General features: G+C 64.8%; 12 protein-coding genes. 8 read left to right on the top strand and 4 right to left on the bottom strand.

Features of this window, described 5'->3' with window-relative positions:
* Positions 1–224 precede the first annotated feature (224 nt).
* The 5 genes from GJG85_RS07545 (at position 225) to GJG85_RS07565 (ending at position 7772) form a co-directional block, all read left to right on the top strand.
* Complete coding sequence (locus GJG85_RS07545) at positions 225–3089, top strand: 2-oxoglutarate dehydrogenase E1 component (protein WP_050012490.1); 2865 nt, start codon at positions 225–227, stop codon at positions 3087–3089.
* A 135-nt stretch (positions 3090–3224) separates the two neighbouring features.
* Positions 3225–4502, top strand: coding sequence for a 2-oxoglutarate dehydrogenase complex dihydrolipoyllysine-residue succinyltransferase (odhB, locus tag GJG85_RS07550; protein ID WP_050012491.1), 1278 nt, complete (start codon positions 3225–3227; stop codon positions 4500–4502).
* A gap of 81 nt (positions 4503–4583) precedes the next feature.
* The gene (gene lpdA, locus GJG85_RS07555; RefSeq protein WP_050012492.1) at positions 4584–6014 is read left to right on the top strand and encodes a dihydrolipoyl dehydrogenase; all 1431 of its coding nucleotides are present in this window, start codon (positions 4584–4586) and stop codon (positions 6012–6014) included.
* Positions 6015–6114: 100 nt separating this feature from the next.
* Positions 6115–7212: a cell division protein ZapE gene (zapE, locus tag GJG85_RS07560; RefSeq protein ID WP_027811308.1), complete on the top strand. Its 1098-nt coding sequence runs from the start codon at positions 6115–6117 to the stop codon at positions 7210–7212.
* 119 nt (positions 7213–7331) lie between these two features.
* Positions 7332–7772, top strand: coding sequence for a transposase (locus GJG85_RS07565; RefSeq protein WP_124556363.1), 441 nt, complete (start codon positions 7332–7334; stop codon positions 7770–7772).
* Positions 7773–7874: 102 nt separating this feature from the next.
* Here GJG85_RS07565 and GJG85_RS07570 read toward each other — a convergent pair whose 3' ends face one another.
* The 4 genes from GJG85_RS07570 to GJG85_RS07585 all read right to left on the bottom strand — a co-directional run bounded on the left by GJG85_RS07570 (position 7875) and on the right by GJG85_RS07585 (position 13391).
* Positions 7875–8336, bottom strand: coding sequence for a DUF2147 domain-containing protein (locus tag GJG85_RS07570; protein WP_204383822.1), 462 nt, complete (start codon positions 8334–8336; stop codon positions 7875–7877).
* Positions 8337–8509: 173 nt separating this feature from the next.
* Complete coding sequence (locus GJG85_RS07575) at positions 8510–10195, bottom strand: ShlB/FhaC/HecB family hemolysin secretion/activation protein (protein ID WP_050012495.1); 1686 nt, start codon at positions 10193–10195, stop codon at positions 8510–8512.
* A gap of 144 nt (positions 10196–10339) precedes the next feature.
* Positions 10340–11683 (bottom strand): collagen-like triple helix repeat-containing protein, encoded by a 1344-nt coding sequence (locus GJG85_RS07580; protein WP_124556364.1) that lies wholly within the window; start codon positions 11681–11683, stop codon positions 10340–10342.
* 37 nt (positions 11684–11720) lie between these two features.
* Positions 11721–13391: a collagen-like triple helix repeat-containing protein gene (locus GJG85_RS07585; RefSeq protein ID WP_089488389.1), complete on the bottom strand. Its 1671-nt coding sequence runs from the start codon at positions 13389–13391 to the stop codon at positions 11721–11723.
* Between the two features lie 674 nt (positions 13392–14065).
* Between GJG85_RS07585 and GJG85_RS07590 the strand changes: the two genes are divergently transcribed.
* The 3 genes from GJG85_RS07590 (at position 14066) to GJG85_RS07600 (ending at position 15309) form a co-directional block, all read left to right on the top strand.
* Positions 14066–14236 (top strand): Flp family type IVb pilin, encoded by a 171-nt coding sequence (locus tag GJG85_RS07590; protein ID WP_050012498.1) that lies wholly within the window; start codon positions 14066–14068, stop codon positions 14234–14236.
* Positions 14237–14323: 87 nt separating this feature from the next.
* A complete protein-coding gene (locus tag GJG85_RS07595) occupies positions 14324–14818 on the top strand; it encodes an A24 family peptidase (protein WP_050012684.1) in 495 nt (164 codons plus the stop codon).
* Positions 14815–15309 carry a TadE family protein gene (locus GJG85_RS07600; RefSeq protein ID WP_050012499.1) on the top strand — a complete coding sequence of 165 codons (495 nt, stop codon included), beginning with the start codon at positions 14815–14817 and terminating at the stop codon, positions 15307–15309. Before GJG85_RS07595 ends, GJG85_RS07600 begins: the two co-directional genes overlap by 4 nt.
* Positions 15310–15334 lie beyond the last annotated feature (25 nt).

Consider the following 15334-nt stretch of genomic DNA (forward strand, 5'->3'; position numbering starts at 1 on the left):
TGTTCCGGCGGGTCGCGGCAATCCGGCAAAACCCCGCCACGCGGTGCTTTCGGGCACATTTCACCGTGAACTCCGGTATCGGTTCTGTGATATGCTGCGCGCACGCAAGTTTTAGGTCCTTCCAAGCAAGACTTGATTCGCAATCCGCTAAACGGTCAGGCCGTGTCGCGGAAGGTTGAGTAACCCGCTATTTCTCGAGAAGCTCGAAGAAAGGTGAGCGTAAAATGTCAGATGTAATGAAGCAGTTTCAGCTGAACTCCTATCTGTTCGGCGGCAATGCTTCGTACGTTGAAGAACTGTACGATGCATACCTCAACAATCCGGCGTCGGTGCCGGAGAACTGGCGAGAGTATTTCGACGCGCTGCAGAACGTGCCCGCGACGGACGGCTCCAACGCCAATGACGTCGCTCACTTCCCGATCGTCGAATCGTTCGCCGAGCGCGCGAAGGCCAATGCCTTCATCCCGCGCGAAAGCACCAGCAATCTGGCAACCGCGCGCAAGCAGGTGCACGTCCAGTCGCTGATCAGCGCCTACCGCTTCCTTGGCTCGCAATGGGCCAACCTCGATCCGCTGAAGCGTCGCGAACGTCCGGCCATTCCGGAACTCGAACCCGCGTTCTACGACTTCTCCGAAGGCGACCTCGACCAGACGTACAGCGCAAGCAACCTGTACTTCGGTTTCGACCAGGCTTCGCTGCGCGACATCGTCAAGGGCCTGCGCGACACGTACTGCGGCACGATCGGCGCCGAGTACATGTACATCAGCGACCCGGAACAGAAGCGCTGGTGGCAGGAGCGCCTGGAATCGACCCGCGCGACGCCGGCTTTCTCGGTCGACAAGAAGAAGCACATCCTGAATCGCCTGACGGCCGCCGAAGGCCTCGAGCGCTACCTGCACACCAAGTACGTCGGCCAGAAGCGCTTCTCGCTCGAAGGCGGCGAAAGCTTCATCGCGGCGATGGACGAAGTCGTCCAGCACGCGGGCAAGAGCGGCGTGCAGGAAATCATCATCGGCATGGCTCACCGCGGCCGTCTGAACGTGCTGGTCAACACGCTGGGCAAGATGCCGGCCGACCTGTTCGCCGAATTCGAAGGCAAGCACGTCGACGACCTGCCGGCCGGTGACGTGAAATACCACAAGGGCTTCTCGTCGGACGTGTCGACGGAAGGCGGCCCGGTCCACCTGTCGCTCGCGTTCAACCCGTCGCACCTCGAAATCGTGAACCCGGTGGTCGAAGGTTCCGCGAAGGCGCGGATGGACCGTCGCGGCGACGAAGACGGCCTGCAGGTGCTGCCGGTGCAGATCCACGGCGACGCGGCCTTCGCCGGCCAGGGCGTCGTGATGGAAACGCTGAACCTCGCGCAGACGCGCGGTTACGGCACGCACGGCACGCTGCACATCGTCATCAACAACCAGATCGGCTTCACGACGTCCGACCCGCGCGACGCGCGCTCGACGCTGTACTGTACCGACGTCGTCAAGATGATCGAAGCGCCGGTGCTGCACGTGAACGGCGACGATCCGGAAGCCGTCGTGCTCGCGATCCAGATCGCGATCGACTACCGGATGCAGTTCCACAAGGATGTCGTGATCGACATCGTCTGCTTCCGCAAGCTGGGTCACAACGAGCAGGACACGCCGGCGGTCACGCAGCCGCTGATGTACAAGAAGATCGCGCAGCACCCGGGCACCCGTGCGCTGTACGCCGAGAAGCTCGTGCAGCAGGGCGTGATCACCGCGGAAGACGCCGACAACTACGTGAAGGCGTACCGCAAGGCGATGGACGACGGTCACCACACCGTCGATCCGGTCCTGTCGAACTACAAGAGCAAGTACGCGGTCGACTGGGTTCCGTTCCTGAACCGCAAATGGACGGATGCAGCCGACACGGCCGTGCCGCTCGCCGAACTGAAGCGCCTGGGCGAACGCATCACCACGGTCCCGGAAAACTTCAAGGTTCACCCGCTCGTCGAGCGCGTGATCAACGACCGCCGCAACATGGCGCGCGGCGACCAGCCGCTCGACTGGGGCATGGGCGAACACCTCGCGTTCGCGTCGCTCGTCGCATCGGGCTACTCGGTGCGCCTGACGGGCCAGGACTCGGGCCGCGGCACGTTCACGCACCGTCACGCGGTGCTGCACGACCAGAACCGCGAGCGCTGGAACGACGGCACGTACGTGCCGCTGCAGAACATCGCCGACGGTCAGGCGAAGTTCACGGTGATCGACTCGGTGCTGTCGGAAGAAGCGGTGCTGGGCTTCGAATACGGTTACTCGACCGCCGAGCCGAACACGCTCGTGCTGTGGGAAGCGCAGTTCGGCGACTTCGTCAACGGCGCGCAGGTCGTGATCGACCAGTTCATCTCGTCGGGCGAAGTGAAGTGGGGCCGCGTGTCCGGTCTCACGATGCTGCTGCCGCACGGCTACGAAGGCCAGGGTCCGGAACACTCGTCCACGCGTATCGAGCGTTTCCTGCAACTGTGTGCCGACCACAACATGCAGGTCGTCCAGCCGACGACGCCGGCGCAGATCTTCCACCTGCTGCGTCGCCAGATGATCCGTCTGTTCCGCAAGCCGCTGATCGTCGCCACGCCGAAGTCGCTGCTGCGCCACAAGGAAGCGGTGTCGGATCTGTCGGAACTGGCGAAGGGTTCGTTCCAGCCGGTGCTGGGCGAAACCGATGGTGGCATCGACGCGAAGAAGGTCAAGCGCGTGCTGGCATGCTCGGGCCGCGTGTATTACGACCTCGTCGCGCATCGCCGTGAAGCGAAGGCGAACGACGTCGCGATCATCCGTATCGAGCAGCTGTATCCGTTCGCGCACAAGCAGTTCGAAGCCGAAATGAAGAAGTACGAGAACGCGACTGAAGTGGTCTGGGTGCAGGACGAGCCGCAGAACCAGGGCCCCTGGTTCTACGTCGAGCACCACCTGAAGGAAGGCATGAAGGAAGGGCAGAAGCTGGCATACAGCGGCCGTCCGGCTTCGGCCTCGCCGGCGGTTGGCTACTACGCGAAGCACTACGAGCAGCAGAAGGCCCTGATCGAAGGGGCATTCGGCCGCCTGAAGAGCGCATCGATCGCGAAATAACCGACGTCAAGCGACACGGGAAGGCGCGCGGCGCTTTCCCGTCCCTTTTGGCCCCCGCGCGCGTCGCGCGCCGCACCGGCCGAAGGAATCGCACGAACCTCGTCACACCCCAGATTAAGCATCCAGGAAAATCACATGGCTATCGTAGAAGTCAAAGTCCCCCAGCTGTCGGAGTCGGTGTCGGAAGCCACCATGCTGCAGTGGAAGAAGAAGCCGGGCGAAGCAGTCGCGCAGGACGAAATCCTGATCGAACTCGAGACCGACAAGGTCGTCCTCGAAGTGCCGGCGCCGGCAGCGGGCGTGCTCGCGCAAGTGCTGCAGAACGACGGTGACACGGTGGTCGCCGACCAGATCATCGCGACGATCGACACCGAAGCGAAGGCAGGTGCTGCCGAAGCAGCGGCAGGCGCCGCCGAAGTCAAGCCGGCCGCCGCGCCTGCAGCGGCCGCGCCGGCCGCCCAGCCGGCTGCCGCGACCGCATCGAGCTCGGCCGCCGCATCGCCGGCCGCCGCGAAGCTGCTGGCCGAGAAGGGCCTGTCGACGGGCGACGTCGCAGGGTCGGGCCGCGACGGCCGCGTCACGAAGGGCGACGCGCTGGCAGCAGGCAGCGCACCGAAGGCGGCTCCGGCCGCCGCACCGGCGAAGACCGCCGCCGCGAAGCCGGCGCTGCCGGAAGTGAAGGTGCCGGCGTCGGCAGCGACCTGGCTGAACGACCGTCCGGAACAGCGCGTGCCGATGTCGCGCCTGCGTGCGCGTATCGCCGAGCGTCTGCTCGAATCGCAGCAGACCAACGCGATCCTGACGACGTTCAACGAAGTGAACATGGCGCCGGTCATGGAGCTGCGTAACAAGTACAAGGACAAGTTCGAGAAGGAACACGGCGTGAAGCTCGGCTTCATGTCGTTCTTCGTGAAGGCGGCCGTGCATGCGCTGAAGAAGTTCCCGCTCGTGAACGCGTCGATCGACGGTAACGACATCGTCTATCACGGCTACTTCGACATCGGTATCGCGGTCGGTTCGCCGCGCGGCCTGGTCGTGCCGATCCTGCGCAACGCGGATCAGCTGAGCCTCGCCGAGATCGAGAAGAAGATCGCCGAATTCGGCCAGAAGGCGAAGGACGGCAAGCTGTCGATCGAGGAAATGACGGGCGGTACGTTCTCGATCTCGAACGGCGGCGTGTTCGGCTCGATGCTGTCGACCCCGATCATCAACCCGCCGCAGTCGGCCATCCTCGGCGTGCACGCGACGAAGGAGCGTCCGGTCGTCGAAAACGGCCAGATCGTGATCCGCCCGATCAACTACCTCGCGCTGTCGTACGACCACCGCATCATCGACGGCCGCGAAGCCGTGCTGTCGCTTGTCGCGATGAAGGATGCGCTGGAAGATCCGGCACGCCTGCTGCTCGACCTGTAAGCCGAGTCTCACCGCATCGACCCGGTCCGCGGGTTCGCGCCCACGCGCGAACCCACGGGCGTACAAGTAGAAAGGATTGTCATGTCCAAGGAATTTGACGTCGTCGTGATCGGCGCCGGCCCCGGCGGCTACATCGCCGCGATTCGCGCCGCGCAGCTCGGCAAGACCGTTGCCTGTATCGAGAAGTGGAAGAACCCGGCCGGCGCGCTGAAGCTCGGCGGCACTTGCCTGAACGTCGGCTGCATCCCGTCGAAGGCGCTGCTCGCGTCGTCGGAAGAGTTCGAGAACACGTCGCATCACCTGGCCGACCACGGCATCACGGTCGACGGCGTGAAGATCGACGTCGCGAAGATGCTCGGCCGCAAGGACGCGATCGTCGAGAAGATGACGAGCGGGATCGAGTTCCTGTTCAAGAAGAACAAGATCACTTGGCTGAAGGGCCATGGCAAGTTCACCGGCAAGACCGACGCCGGCGTGCAGATCGAAGTGAGCGGCGAGGGTGAAACCGAAGTCGTCACCGCGAAGAACGTGATCATCGCGACGGGCTCGAAGGCGCGTCACCTGCCGAACATCCCGGTCGACAACAAGATCGTGTCGGACAACGAAGGTGCGCTGACGTTCGACGCGGTGCCGAAGAAGCTCGCCGTGATCGGCGCGGGCGTGATCGGCCTCGAGCTCGGCTCGGTGTGGCGTCGCCTGGGTGCCGAAGTGACGGTGCTCGAAGCGCTGCCGGCGTTCCTCGGCGCAGCCGACGAAGCGCTCGCGAAGGAAGCGGCGAAGCTGTTCAAGAAGCAGGGCCTCGACATCCATCTCGGCGTGAAGATCGGCGACGTGAAGACGAGCGCCGACGGCGTGTCGATCGCGTACACGGACAAGGACGGTAACGCGCAGACGCTCGACGCAGACCGCCTGATCGTGTCGGTCGGCCGCGTGCCGAACACCGACAACCTCGGCCTCGAGGCCATCGGCCTGAAGGCCAACGAGCGCGGCTTCATCGACGTGGACGACCACTGCCGCACGGCGGTGCCGAACGTGTACGCGATCGGTGACGTGGTGCGCGGCCCGATGCTCGCACACAAGGCGGAAGACGAAGGCGTGCTGGTCGCGGAAGTGATCGACGGCCAGAAGCCGCACATCGACTACAACTGCATTCCTTGGGTGATCTACACGTACCCGGAAATCGCATGGGTCGGCAAGACGGAGCAGCAGCTGAAGGCCGAAGGCCGCGAGATCAAGTCGGGCAAGTTCCCGTTCTCGATCAACGGCCGCGCGCTCGGCATGAACGCGCCGGACGGTTTCGTGAAGATGATCGCGGACGCGAAGACCGACGAACTGCTCGGCGTGCATGTGATCGCGGCGAACGCGTCGGACCTGATCGCGGAAGCCGTGGTGGCGATGGAGTTCAAGGCGGCGTCGGAAGACATCGCCCGCATCTGCCATCCGCACCCGTCGATGTCGGAAGTGATGCGCGAAGCGGCGCTCGCGGTCGACAAGCGCTCGCTGAACAGCTGAGCGCGGTATAGCGCCGGCCGGCCACCGGCTGGCGCAACCGTCTCATGACGAGGGCGGGCGGGTTTTTCCCGCTCGCCTTTGTTTTTTCCGGTTTGCCCTGATGAACGTCACCGAATACTACACGCGCGAACTGACCACGCGCGGCTATCAGTCCGATCCCGCTCAGCGCGCGGCCGTCGATCGCCTGCAGCGCTGTTTCGACGAATGGGTCGACTACAAGGCGCGCCGCTCGAACGCGTTCAAGAAGCTCATCAATCACCCGGATCTCCCGCGCGGCGTCTACATGTGGGGCGGTGTCGGCCGTGGCAAGAGCTTCCTGATGGACAGCTTCTACGCGGTGGTGCCCGTGCAGCGCAAGACGCGCCTGCATTTCCACGAATTCATGCGCGAAGTGCACCGCGAGCTCGAGGAGCTGAAAGGGCAGGCCGATCCGCTCGACGAACTCGCACGACGCATCGCGAAGCGTTACCGGCTGATCTGCTTCGACGAGTTCCACGTGTCGGACATCGCCGACGCGATGATCCTATACCGCCTGCTCGACCGCCTGTTCAACAACGGCGTGCAGTTCGTGATGACGTCCAATTACGATCCCGACGACCTGTATCCGGATGGCCTGCATCGCGACCGCATGCTGCCGGCGATCGCGCTGATCAAGGAAAAGCTCGACGTGCTCAACGTCGACGCGGGGGTCGACTATCGCCAGCGCACGCTCGCGCAGGTGAAGATGTATCACACGCCGCTCGGCGCGGAGGCCGATCGCGAACTACGCCATGCATTCGGCAAGCTCGCGGCCGTGCCCGACGAGAGCCCGATCCTGCATATCGAGAAGCGCGAGCTGAAGGCGCTGCGCAAGGCGGACGGCGTCGTGTGGTTCGATTTCGCGACGCTGTGCGGTGGCCCGCGTTCGCAGAACGATTACCTCGAGCTGGCGAGCCGCTTCCATGCGATCGTGCTGTCCGAGGTGCCGCAGATGTCGCCGCGGATGGCGTCCGAAGCGCGCCGCTTCACGTGGCTCATCGACGTGCTGTACGACCACAAGGTCAAGCTGCTGATGTCCGCGGCGGTGCCGGCCGAGGCGTTGTACGTCGAAGGGCCGATGGCCAACGAATTCGCGCGTACGGTCTCGCGCATCGTCGAGATGCAGTCGAAGGAATATATCGAGACGCCGCGCCGCATCGTCGATACGTCGTTGACCTGAGCCGATTGCCGGCTCGGGTAATTGGCGACATTTAAACGTCAATTTCGGTTAAATTCAGCGAATCTCAGGGTATTTTCGGATTTGTCTTATATTCATCGTTGAGGTGAGCCGATATTGTGGTGTCATGGTTATTAAGGCTGGAGATGTCCATGACCCCGTATCGCGATTTGACCGACCACCAATGGCGCTGCGTCGCGCCGCTTCTGCCCGAAATGCAGCCGCGCACCGAATTGCGCGGCCGGCCGTTAGCCAATACGCGCGCCGTGCTGAACGGCGTGCTCTGGGTGATCTACAGTGGCGCGACATGGTCGGCCATGCCGCGCCGTTACCCGTCGTATCAAACATGCCATCGACGCTTCAAGGCGTGGCACGAAACGGGCACGCTGATGAACGTGATGCGTGAGCTCTATGGCGACGTCGGCATGAATCTCTGCAATGAGCTGTCCGCGCGGATGCGCAAGCACACGCAATCGAAGGCGGCGGAGGCGCGTAGCCACGCGGCACCCGCATATCGTGCGCCGGGCAGCTATCCATCGGATGCGATGAAGCACGCGGCGTGAAGCCCATCGGTTTTTCGTTGTGCGTGCACCAAAAGAAATCGGCCTGGCGACGTCGTCGCAGGCCGATTTTTCATTGAGCCGCGCGTACTCGCGCGTACGGCGTTATTGCTGGCGCACCCAGGTCTGCGACCGGCCCAGCAGCGACACGCCGATGTAGCCGCGCACCACGAGCTTCTGGCCGCCGTCTTCAAGCGTCATCTTGCACTTGTAGACCTTGCCGTTCTCCGGGTCGAGAATGTTGCCGCCGTCCCAGTGGTCGCCGTCCTTCTTCATCGCCTTGATGATCGTCATGCCCTTGATGAGCTGATCCTTGCGCTCGTCCGTGCATGCGGTGCAGCGGCGATCGGGCGTATCATTCGCGCCGAGGCCCTTGACGACCTTGCCCGTCAGCGCTCCGTCGCCGTCCTCGGCGATCTGCACGAGCGCCTTCGGTTGATGGGTGTTGTCGTCGATCGTTTGCCACATGCCGATGGGGCTGTCGGCTTGTGCGAGCGTGGGGGCTGCGCACGCGAGCAGGGCGCCGGCGATGGCGAGTGCACGCAACGGGCGAGTCAGTTGAATCATTGTCATCCTCCTTGTTTTGCATGTCTGTTCGATTCGCTCGCACGACCGTCTGCATGGGGCGGGCATGTTGCGAGCTTCGCCAGAATACGTGAAACCGCACGCCGCGTTTGATAGAGGGGACTCTAATCGAAACGGCCAGCATGACGCTCGCCGTTCGTGACTTTGGTGACCGATCAGTTGAGCTGATAAGAGAACGCCGCGTTGATGCGCGGGCTGCGTGACGCGCTTTCGACCGGCGCATCGCCGACCGGTTTGGCGACGTTCAGATCGAGGCTGTAGTAGCGGCTGTCCGTGAGTCGCACGCCGATGCCGACCGACGACATGCGATTCGGCGATGGCGTGCCCGCGTGCAGATACACGCGCGCCATGTCGTATGCGATGTACGGCGTGATCGATTTCAGATACGTCCAGCCCGGCGTGAAGCCGCGGTTGACTTCGAGCGACATCCCCCAGCCCGAGTCGCCCGACGTTTCACCCGGCTGATAGCCGAGCGCATAGCGGGTCGAGCCGAACGAGATCTGCTCGGACGTCGGCAGCGAATCGGGACTGTATTGCCCGGTCAGCGACACCGACGTGCCGATGCGGAACGGCCATTCGTTCGTCTGCGTGAAGGTCGCGCCGGTTCGAACGAAGGTCAGCGAGATCGGGCTGTCCGCCGAGATCGTCGTCGTACCGATAGTCGTGTCCTGCGCTTTCGACGCGCCGAGGATGTTGAAGCCCTTCGCGACGTTGACGCTCAGCTTCTGCACCTGTTTCGGCTGGACGCTCGTGTAGTCGAGCTGCATCTGCAGCACGCGGACTTGCGAGCGCGTATCGATGCTGTTGCCGTTGATTTTGCTCTGGTAACGGTCTTCGTTGTGCGACGCATAGCCAGACACGGTACCGAGCAGGCTACGCTGATTGTTCAGCAAGATCGGATAGGAGGCCGAAAGACCGAGCTTCTCGTTCTTGACCGTGCGCTCGACCGACGACGGCAGGCCGGGGTTGTCGGTCGGCTTGCCGCGATACGTGCTGGCATCGAGGCGCGTGATGAGGCCGTTGCTGCCGATCGGCACCGCGCCGCTGAACGCGAAGTAGGTCTGCTTGTCGCGTCCCGGCGGCGCGAGCGCCGAGATGCTCAACTGCTCGCCGAACCGCGTGAGGCCGTTTTCGGTCGCGGTGATGAGGCCCTGGACGCCCGGGTGGTTGAAGTCGATCCCCGTGCTGACGTTGAACGGCTTGCGATCGACCGCGAGTTCGAGCGTCGTCGCGCCGTCGGTGGTTTGCGGCGGCGGCACGTTCGCCTTCACCGTGAGGCCCGGCAACAGCCCGAACGTGTTCACGTAACGCTCGAACGTCGCGCGGCGCAGCGGGCGATCGTCCGTGATGTGGGCAGCAATCGCGCGAATCTTGGGTTCCATCGCGCCGGGTTTGCCGGTGACCTTGACGTCCGACACATAGCCTTCCACCACCGTGATGCGCACGACGCCGTTCTCGAACGTCTGCGCGGGAACGAACGCGAACGACAGCGCGTAGCCGCGTTCCTGATACAGCTTCGTCACGCCGTTGGCGGTTTCGATCAGCTCGCCGATCGTGATGTCCTTGCCGACGAGCGGTGTGAAGCGGCGCGTGATTTCCTCGAACGGTATCGACTTCACGCCTTCGACCTGGAACGTCTTCGGCGTCAGGTGCCGCGACAGCAGCTCCTGCAATTGCGGCGCCTGCGGCGCGACCTGAACGGTGACGTTCGGGCCCGTCTTCGGTGCGTTGATCTGGGGAAGGGAGTCGAGCGGGTTGCCGCCGACGCGCGTTTGCGCCTGTGCCGTGCCTGCTGCCGCGATGGCGAGCAGCATCATCCATCTGTCGAGTCTGGATTTCATTGTTCTTCCTCGTAGGCCTTGCTTTTCGTCTTCTTTGTAATGCCGGCGCGCGACACCCAGGTGTCGCGCGCCGCGTGCCGCCATGCCGGTTGTGTTCGTACGGCCGCGTCATTCGCTCCGGCTGCGATGACGCGACCGTCCTCCTTACTTGCCGACGCTACCCAGCGTACCCAGCAACCCCGTGACCGGTGCCAGCAGGCCCGTCGAACCGCTGCCCGACGATGCCGTACCCGACACGCTGCCGACCAGCGACGTGACCGGCGCGAGCGGGCTCGAGCCCCCGGACCCTGCTGCACCGCCCACTGCTCCGGTGACAGTATTCAGCAAACCGGTGACGGGCGCGAGAGGGTTTGCACTGCCTGCGCCGCCCGTCGCGCCGCCGAGCGCGCCGGTGACCGTCGAGACGAGGCCCGTGACCGGTGCGAGCGGGCCGCTGCCCGAGCCGCCCGTTGCGCCGGTGAGCGAGCCGAGCGGTGTCGAACCGAGACCCGACAGCAGGCCGCCGAGCGGATTCGTCGAAGCGGAACCCGACGACGAGCCGTTCTGGACGGTTGCCGTCGAGCCGCCGACGAGGCTTGTGATCAGGCCGGGGATCGGTGCTGCGCCGTTCGGGCCGTTCGGATTGACGAGGCCGCCCGCGTTGGTCACGGTATTGCCGACCGCGGTCACGAGCTGACCGACGTCGCCGACGAGCGGCTGGCTCGACGTCCCGCCGACCTGCTTGCCGGCCGAGCTGATCGCGCCGCCGATCTGGCCGAGCAGGCCCGACACGGGTTGGCCGAGACCGGTCGTCGTGCCGACCTGCTGCGTGACCTGGCCGGCCGTGATCACGAGCGGCGTGATCGCCGAGCTGATCGGTTGCGTGACCTGCTGCACGGCGCCCGACGACAGCGTCGAGCCGATCGTCGTGCCGGCGGCCGTCAGGCCGTTGGCGACCGTGTCGAGCACGGTGCCGACCGGCGTCGTGACCGGTGCGAGCGGCGCCAGCGGGCCCGCGCCCAGCGCCTTGACCGTCGAGCTCAGGCCGGACACCGTGTTGCTCGTCGCGCCGACGACGTTGCCGAGACCGGCGACCGTCGTGCCGACCGGATCTTTGATCGAGCCGGTCTGGCCGAGCCCGTTGCTCAACGCATCGGCGGCCGCGTCGATGATCGTGCCGGTGCTCGACACGGTGCTGCCGACGCCCTTCGTCACGCCGTCGCCGAGGCCCGGCAGGCTGACGTTCCCGATGGTGCTGCCAAGGTCGGTGGCGGTTTGGCCGAGCGTGCTGACGGCGCCCTTGGTACCGGTCGTCGTGCCGCTGGTGCCGCTCGTCCCGCTGGTACCGCTCGTGCCACTGGTGCCGCTCGTCCCGCTGGTGCTGCCGCTCGGCGGCGCGCTGACGCTGTTGCCGCCGCACGCGGCGAGCAGGCAGGCCGTCGCGAAAACGGTAAGGGGTACGCGCCATTGGCGCAGGGTGGTCGTCGTGTTGGAACGCTGGGACATGATGGACTCCTCGCTGTCTTGTCGATGAATGGATGTCGGATTACTTGTGCGTGCCGCCGAGCAAGCCGCCGATCAGCGACGTGACGGGTGCGAGCAGGTTCGTGCCGGAGCCGGAGCTCGTGACGGCACCCGTGCCGCCGCTCAGCGCCGGCGCGCCGACGGTGCTGGTGGCTGCGGGGACCGGCGCTGCAATCGGATTGCCGCCGCCCGTTACGCCGCCGAGTGCGCCGGTGACCGCGGAGACGAGGCCCGTCACCGGGGCGAGCGGGCTGCCGCTGCCGCCTGCCGCACCGCCGAGCGCGCCCGTCACGGTGGAGACCAAGCCGGTGACGGGTGCGAGCGGGCTGCCGCCCGCGCCGCCCGCCACACCGCCGAGCGCGCCGGTGACAGTGGAGACCAGGCCGGCGACCGGAGCCAGCGGGCCGCCACCTGCGCCGCCTGCGGCGCCGCCGAGCGCGCCGGTGACGGTGGAGACGAGGCCGGTGACCGGAGCCAGCGGGCCGCCGCCTGCGCCGCCTGCGGCGCCGCCGAGCGCGCCGGTGACGGTGGAGACGAGGCCGGTAACCGGAGCCAGCGGGCCGCCGCTCGTGCCGCCTGCTGCACCGCCCAGACCGCCGACGGTGCCGAGGAGGCCGGCGAGCGGCGCGAGCGGATTCGTCACGCCGCCCGTGCCACCTGTGAGCAGGCCGCCGACGGCCTTCACGGTGTTGCCCGTCGACGAGACGGTGCCGCCGAGGCCCGTGGTGACCGGGTTGCCGCCCGTCGATGCGATCAGCGCGCCGGCCTGGTTCAGCCCGTTGCCGATCGTGCCGAGCAGCGTGTTGACCGGTGCGCCGAGGCCGGTTGCCGCGCCGATCGTCTGCGTCGTCTGGCCGACCATCGTCGTGATCGGCGTGATGGCCGAGCTGACCGTTTGCGTGACTTGCTGGATCGGGCCGGTCGACAGCGCGTTGGTGAGCGTGGTGCCGCCGTTCGACACGGCGCCGCCGAGCGTCGATACGAGGCCGCCGACGGCGCCCGTGACCGGCGCGAGCGGCGACAGCGGGCCGCTGCCGAGGCTCGTGACCAGATTGCCGGTTTGCGTGACTGCGCCGCCGAGCTGATTGACCACGCCGCCGGTGCTGGCGACCGTGGTGCCGACCGGATCCTTCGTCGCGCCGAGCTGGCCGAGGCCGCTGCCGAGGCCATTGCCCAGCGCGGTGACCGCGCCGCCTACGCTTTGCACGATGCCGCCCGCGGCTTGCGTGGTGCCCGGATTGACGCCCGGCAGCGACTGGCCGGCGATGACGGTGCCGAGACCCGAGACGGCGCCGCCGAGCCCCGTGGGGATCGTGCTGGCTTGTGCGAGGACAGTTCCCACGGCGTTCGACGAGACACCCGAGGTGCCGGACGTACCGCTCGTACCCGAAGTTCCGCTGGTGCCGGACGTGCCGCTCGTACCCGAAGTTCCGCTGGTGCCGGAGGTACCGCTCGTGCCGCTCGTACCCGAGGTCCCGCTGGTGCCGGAGGTGCCGCTCGTACCCGAGGTGCCGCTCGTGCCGTTGCCGCCCGACGTGGAGATCGTATCGCCGCCGCCCGAGCTGGAACCGCCGCCGAGGCCCTGGCTGATGGAGCCGGAGCCGCCGCACGCGGAGAGGGAGAGCATGGCTGCAACGGTGGCCGCGATCAGAGTCGTCCGGAACACGCCATGAGGGATAACCTTAATGTCCATTTCTTCCTCGCATTAAAAATGTGTTGTGAACTGCGTTGTGTTGAGTGGTGCGAGGACTACTCTGCAACTGTCGTGCCATTTCGAGGCCCGACGGTTCGACAACCGGTTTTAAACGAGGCAATTCCTTGTCGGAAAAGGAAGTCGCGGGAATTGAAAGATTGTTGAATCTGTTTAAAAGCAGATGAATGAGAACGGTTTCGGCCGTTTCGTAACGTAACGTCACAACATTGGCGTTACGCGTGCGGCGTAACGTGGGCCCCGCGCAGGCTTGGTGGACACGGCAATGGTTTTACTGATGGATTAGGTGTGCACATCTAACCTATCGTAAATCCTATGTGTAAGTCGTACCGAAACGCCGTACAAATACGTCGTGCTCCTGGTCTTTTTTTCCGTCAGAGCGGTTAAAAGAGGTTGGAATTTAAATAGGAACGGATATAGAATCGGGAGCAGATGTAAGGAAATGTACGGTTCGGTACACTACGTTCGAGGAGGAGCGCTATCGCGAATGTTAACTTGCATCAAATCGTGAGCAATGCCCTTCGGGGCGACCTATAAAGAAAGCGCACCCGGTTGACGTTACAGCAGATGTGACGAACGGTTGGGGCAAACGGCCAGAATGCGGGGATGTATACGTATAAAGGCCAGAAAACGTAAATACAGGCACGAGGAATAAAATGAAAGCAATCATCAAGCGTTTCCTTAAGGAAGAAGACGGGGTTACCGCAGTCGAGTATGGCCTCATCGCAGGGCTGATCGCCGTTGCTCTCGTCACTGCCGTTGGCACGTTGACGGGCGGCATTTCCGGGGCGTTCAGCTACATCGCGAACCAGCTACCGAAGGCATAACGAACGAGCTTTTGCTCATTTCCCTGTTGTCAGGGGCGCGGATTGCTTCGGCAATCCGCGCGGTAAGTTTTGCCGTTCGGGGCGCAAATGATCCTGCTAACTGGCGTCGGGGTTTTCCTCGCGTGGGCGACGCTCGTCGCGCTTGAGGACATCCGGCATAGGCGCATACCGAATTCACTGGTGATCGGTGGGTTCGTATCCGCATTTGTGCTCGCCGGACATAATCCATTAGGCATATCCGTGAATCAGGCGCTCATTGGCGTACTGGTCGGCTTTCTCGGTCTTTTCCCGTTTTTCGTGCTGCGCGTCATGGGCGCAGCAGACGTCAAGGTATTCGCGGTGCTGGGCGCGTGGTGCGGCCCGCAAGCATTGCTGTGGCTCTGGATCGTCGCAAGCCTGCTGGCATTCGCGCATGCGGGCATGCTGGTCTTCTCCACCCGTACGCCGGTGTCGGCCCTGTGGCAGCGGCGTTCCCCGACGATGCAGATCGCCGGTTTCCGGGCCTCGCCGTATGCCGCGTTTCTCGTGATCCCCGCGGCCCTGTGGTGCCTGTACCGGATCGCGACCGGGGGAGTGCAATGACGGCGGTTCGTCCGGCATCCGGGACGCGGCGGCGCGAGCGTGGCGCGACGGCGATCGAATTTGCGCTGATGCTCCCGGTGTTTTTCCTGATCCTGTACGCGATCATCACGTACGGGATGATCTTCGCGGCCCAGCAAAATCTGACGCTTGCCGCAACGGAAGGCGCGCGCGCCGCGTTGAACTATCAGCAGGTCGGTGCGGCCGCATCGGTGCAGGCAGCGCAGCAAGCCGCGCTGGCGGCGCGGGCCCAGGCCGCATGCACGGCCGCGACGAACCTGACCACCTGGCTGAAAGGGTCGACATGCTCGCCCACGCAGCAAGGTAACTGTTCGTACGACGCGACGATGCTGTGCGTCCAGATCACGCTGACCTACCCGTACGCGCAGAGCCCGCTGATTCCGTCGTTCCCGCTGCTCGGTTCGCTGTTGCCGGTGCCGTCGACACTCACCGGAACCGCGATGGTGCAGATCAGCCCGGTCAACATCATATAGACGGCGGCGACGGCGCCGTGCCGGT

The organism is Burkholderia sp. MS389, assembly GCF_016899425.1.
GTDB classification, from domain to species: Bacteria; Pseudomonadota; Gammaproteobacteria; order Burkholderiales; family Burkholderiaceae; genus Burkholderia; species Burkholderia sola.

What these genes read in the sequence shown, in the direction of transcription:
- GJG85_RS07545 (WP_050012490.1), top strand. Translation starts at nt 225, where the DNA reads ATGTCAGATGTAATGAAGCAGTTTCAGCTGAACTCCTATCTGTTCGGC.
- odhB (WP_050012491.1), top strand. Translation starts at nt 3,225, where the DNA reads ATGGCTATCGTAGAAGTCAAAGTCCCCCAGCTGTCGGAGTCGGTGTCG.
- lpdA (WP_050012492.1), top strand. Translation starts at nt 4,584, where the DNA reads ATGTCCAAGGAATTTGACGTCGTCGTGATCGGCGCCGGCCCCGGCGGC.
- zapE (WP_027811308.1), top strand. Translation starts at nt 6,115, where the DNA reads ATGAACGTCACCGAATACTACACGCGCGAACTGACCACGCGCGGCTAT.
- GJG85_RS07570 (WP_204383822.1), bottom strand. Translation starts at nt 8,336, where the DNA reads ATGATTCAACTGACTCGCCCGTTGCGTGCACTCGCCATCGCCGGCGCC.
- GJG85_RS07575 (WP_050012495.1), bottom strand. Translation starts at nt 10,195, where the DNA reads ATGAAATCCAGACTCGACAGATGGATGATGCTGCTCGCCATCGCGGCA.
- GJG85_RS07585 (WP_089488389.1), bottom strand. Translation starts at nt 13,391, where the DNA reads ATGGACATTAAGGTTATCCCTCATGGCGTGTTCCGGACGACTCTGATC.
- GJG85_RS07590 (WP_050012498.1), top strand. Translation starts at nt 14,066, where the DNA reads ATGAAAGCAATCATCAAGCGTTTCCTTAAGGAAGAAGACGGGGTTACC.
- GJG85_RS07595 (WP_050012684.1), top strand. Translation starts at nt 14,324, where the DNA reads ATGATCCTGCTAACTGGCGTCGGGGTTTTCCTCGCGTGGGCGACGCTC.
- GJG85_RS07600 (WP_050012499.1), top strand. Translation starts at nt 14,815, where the DNA reads ATGACGGCGGTTCGTCCGGCATCCGGGACGCGGCGGCGCGAGCGTGGC.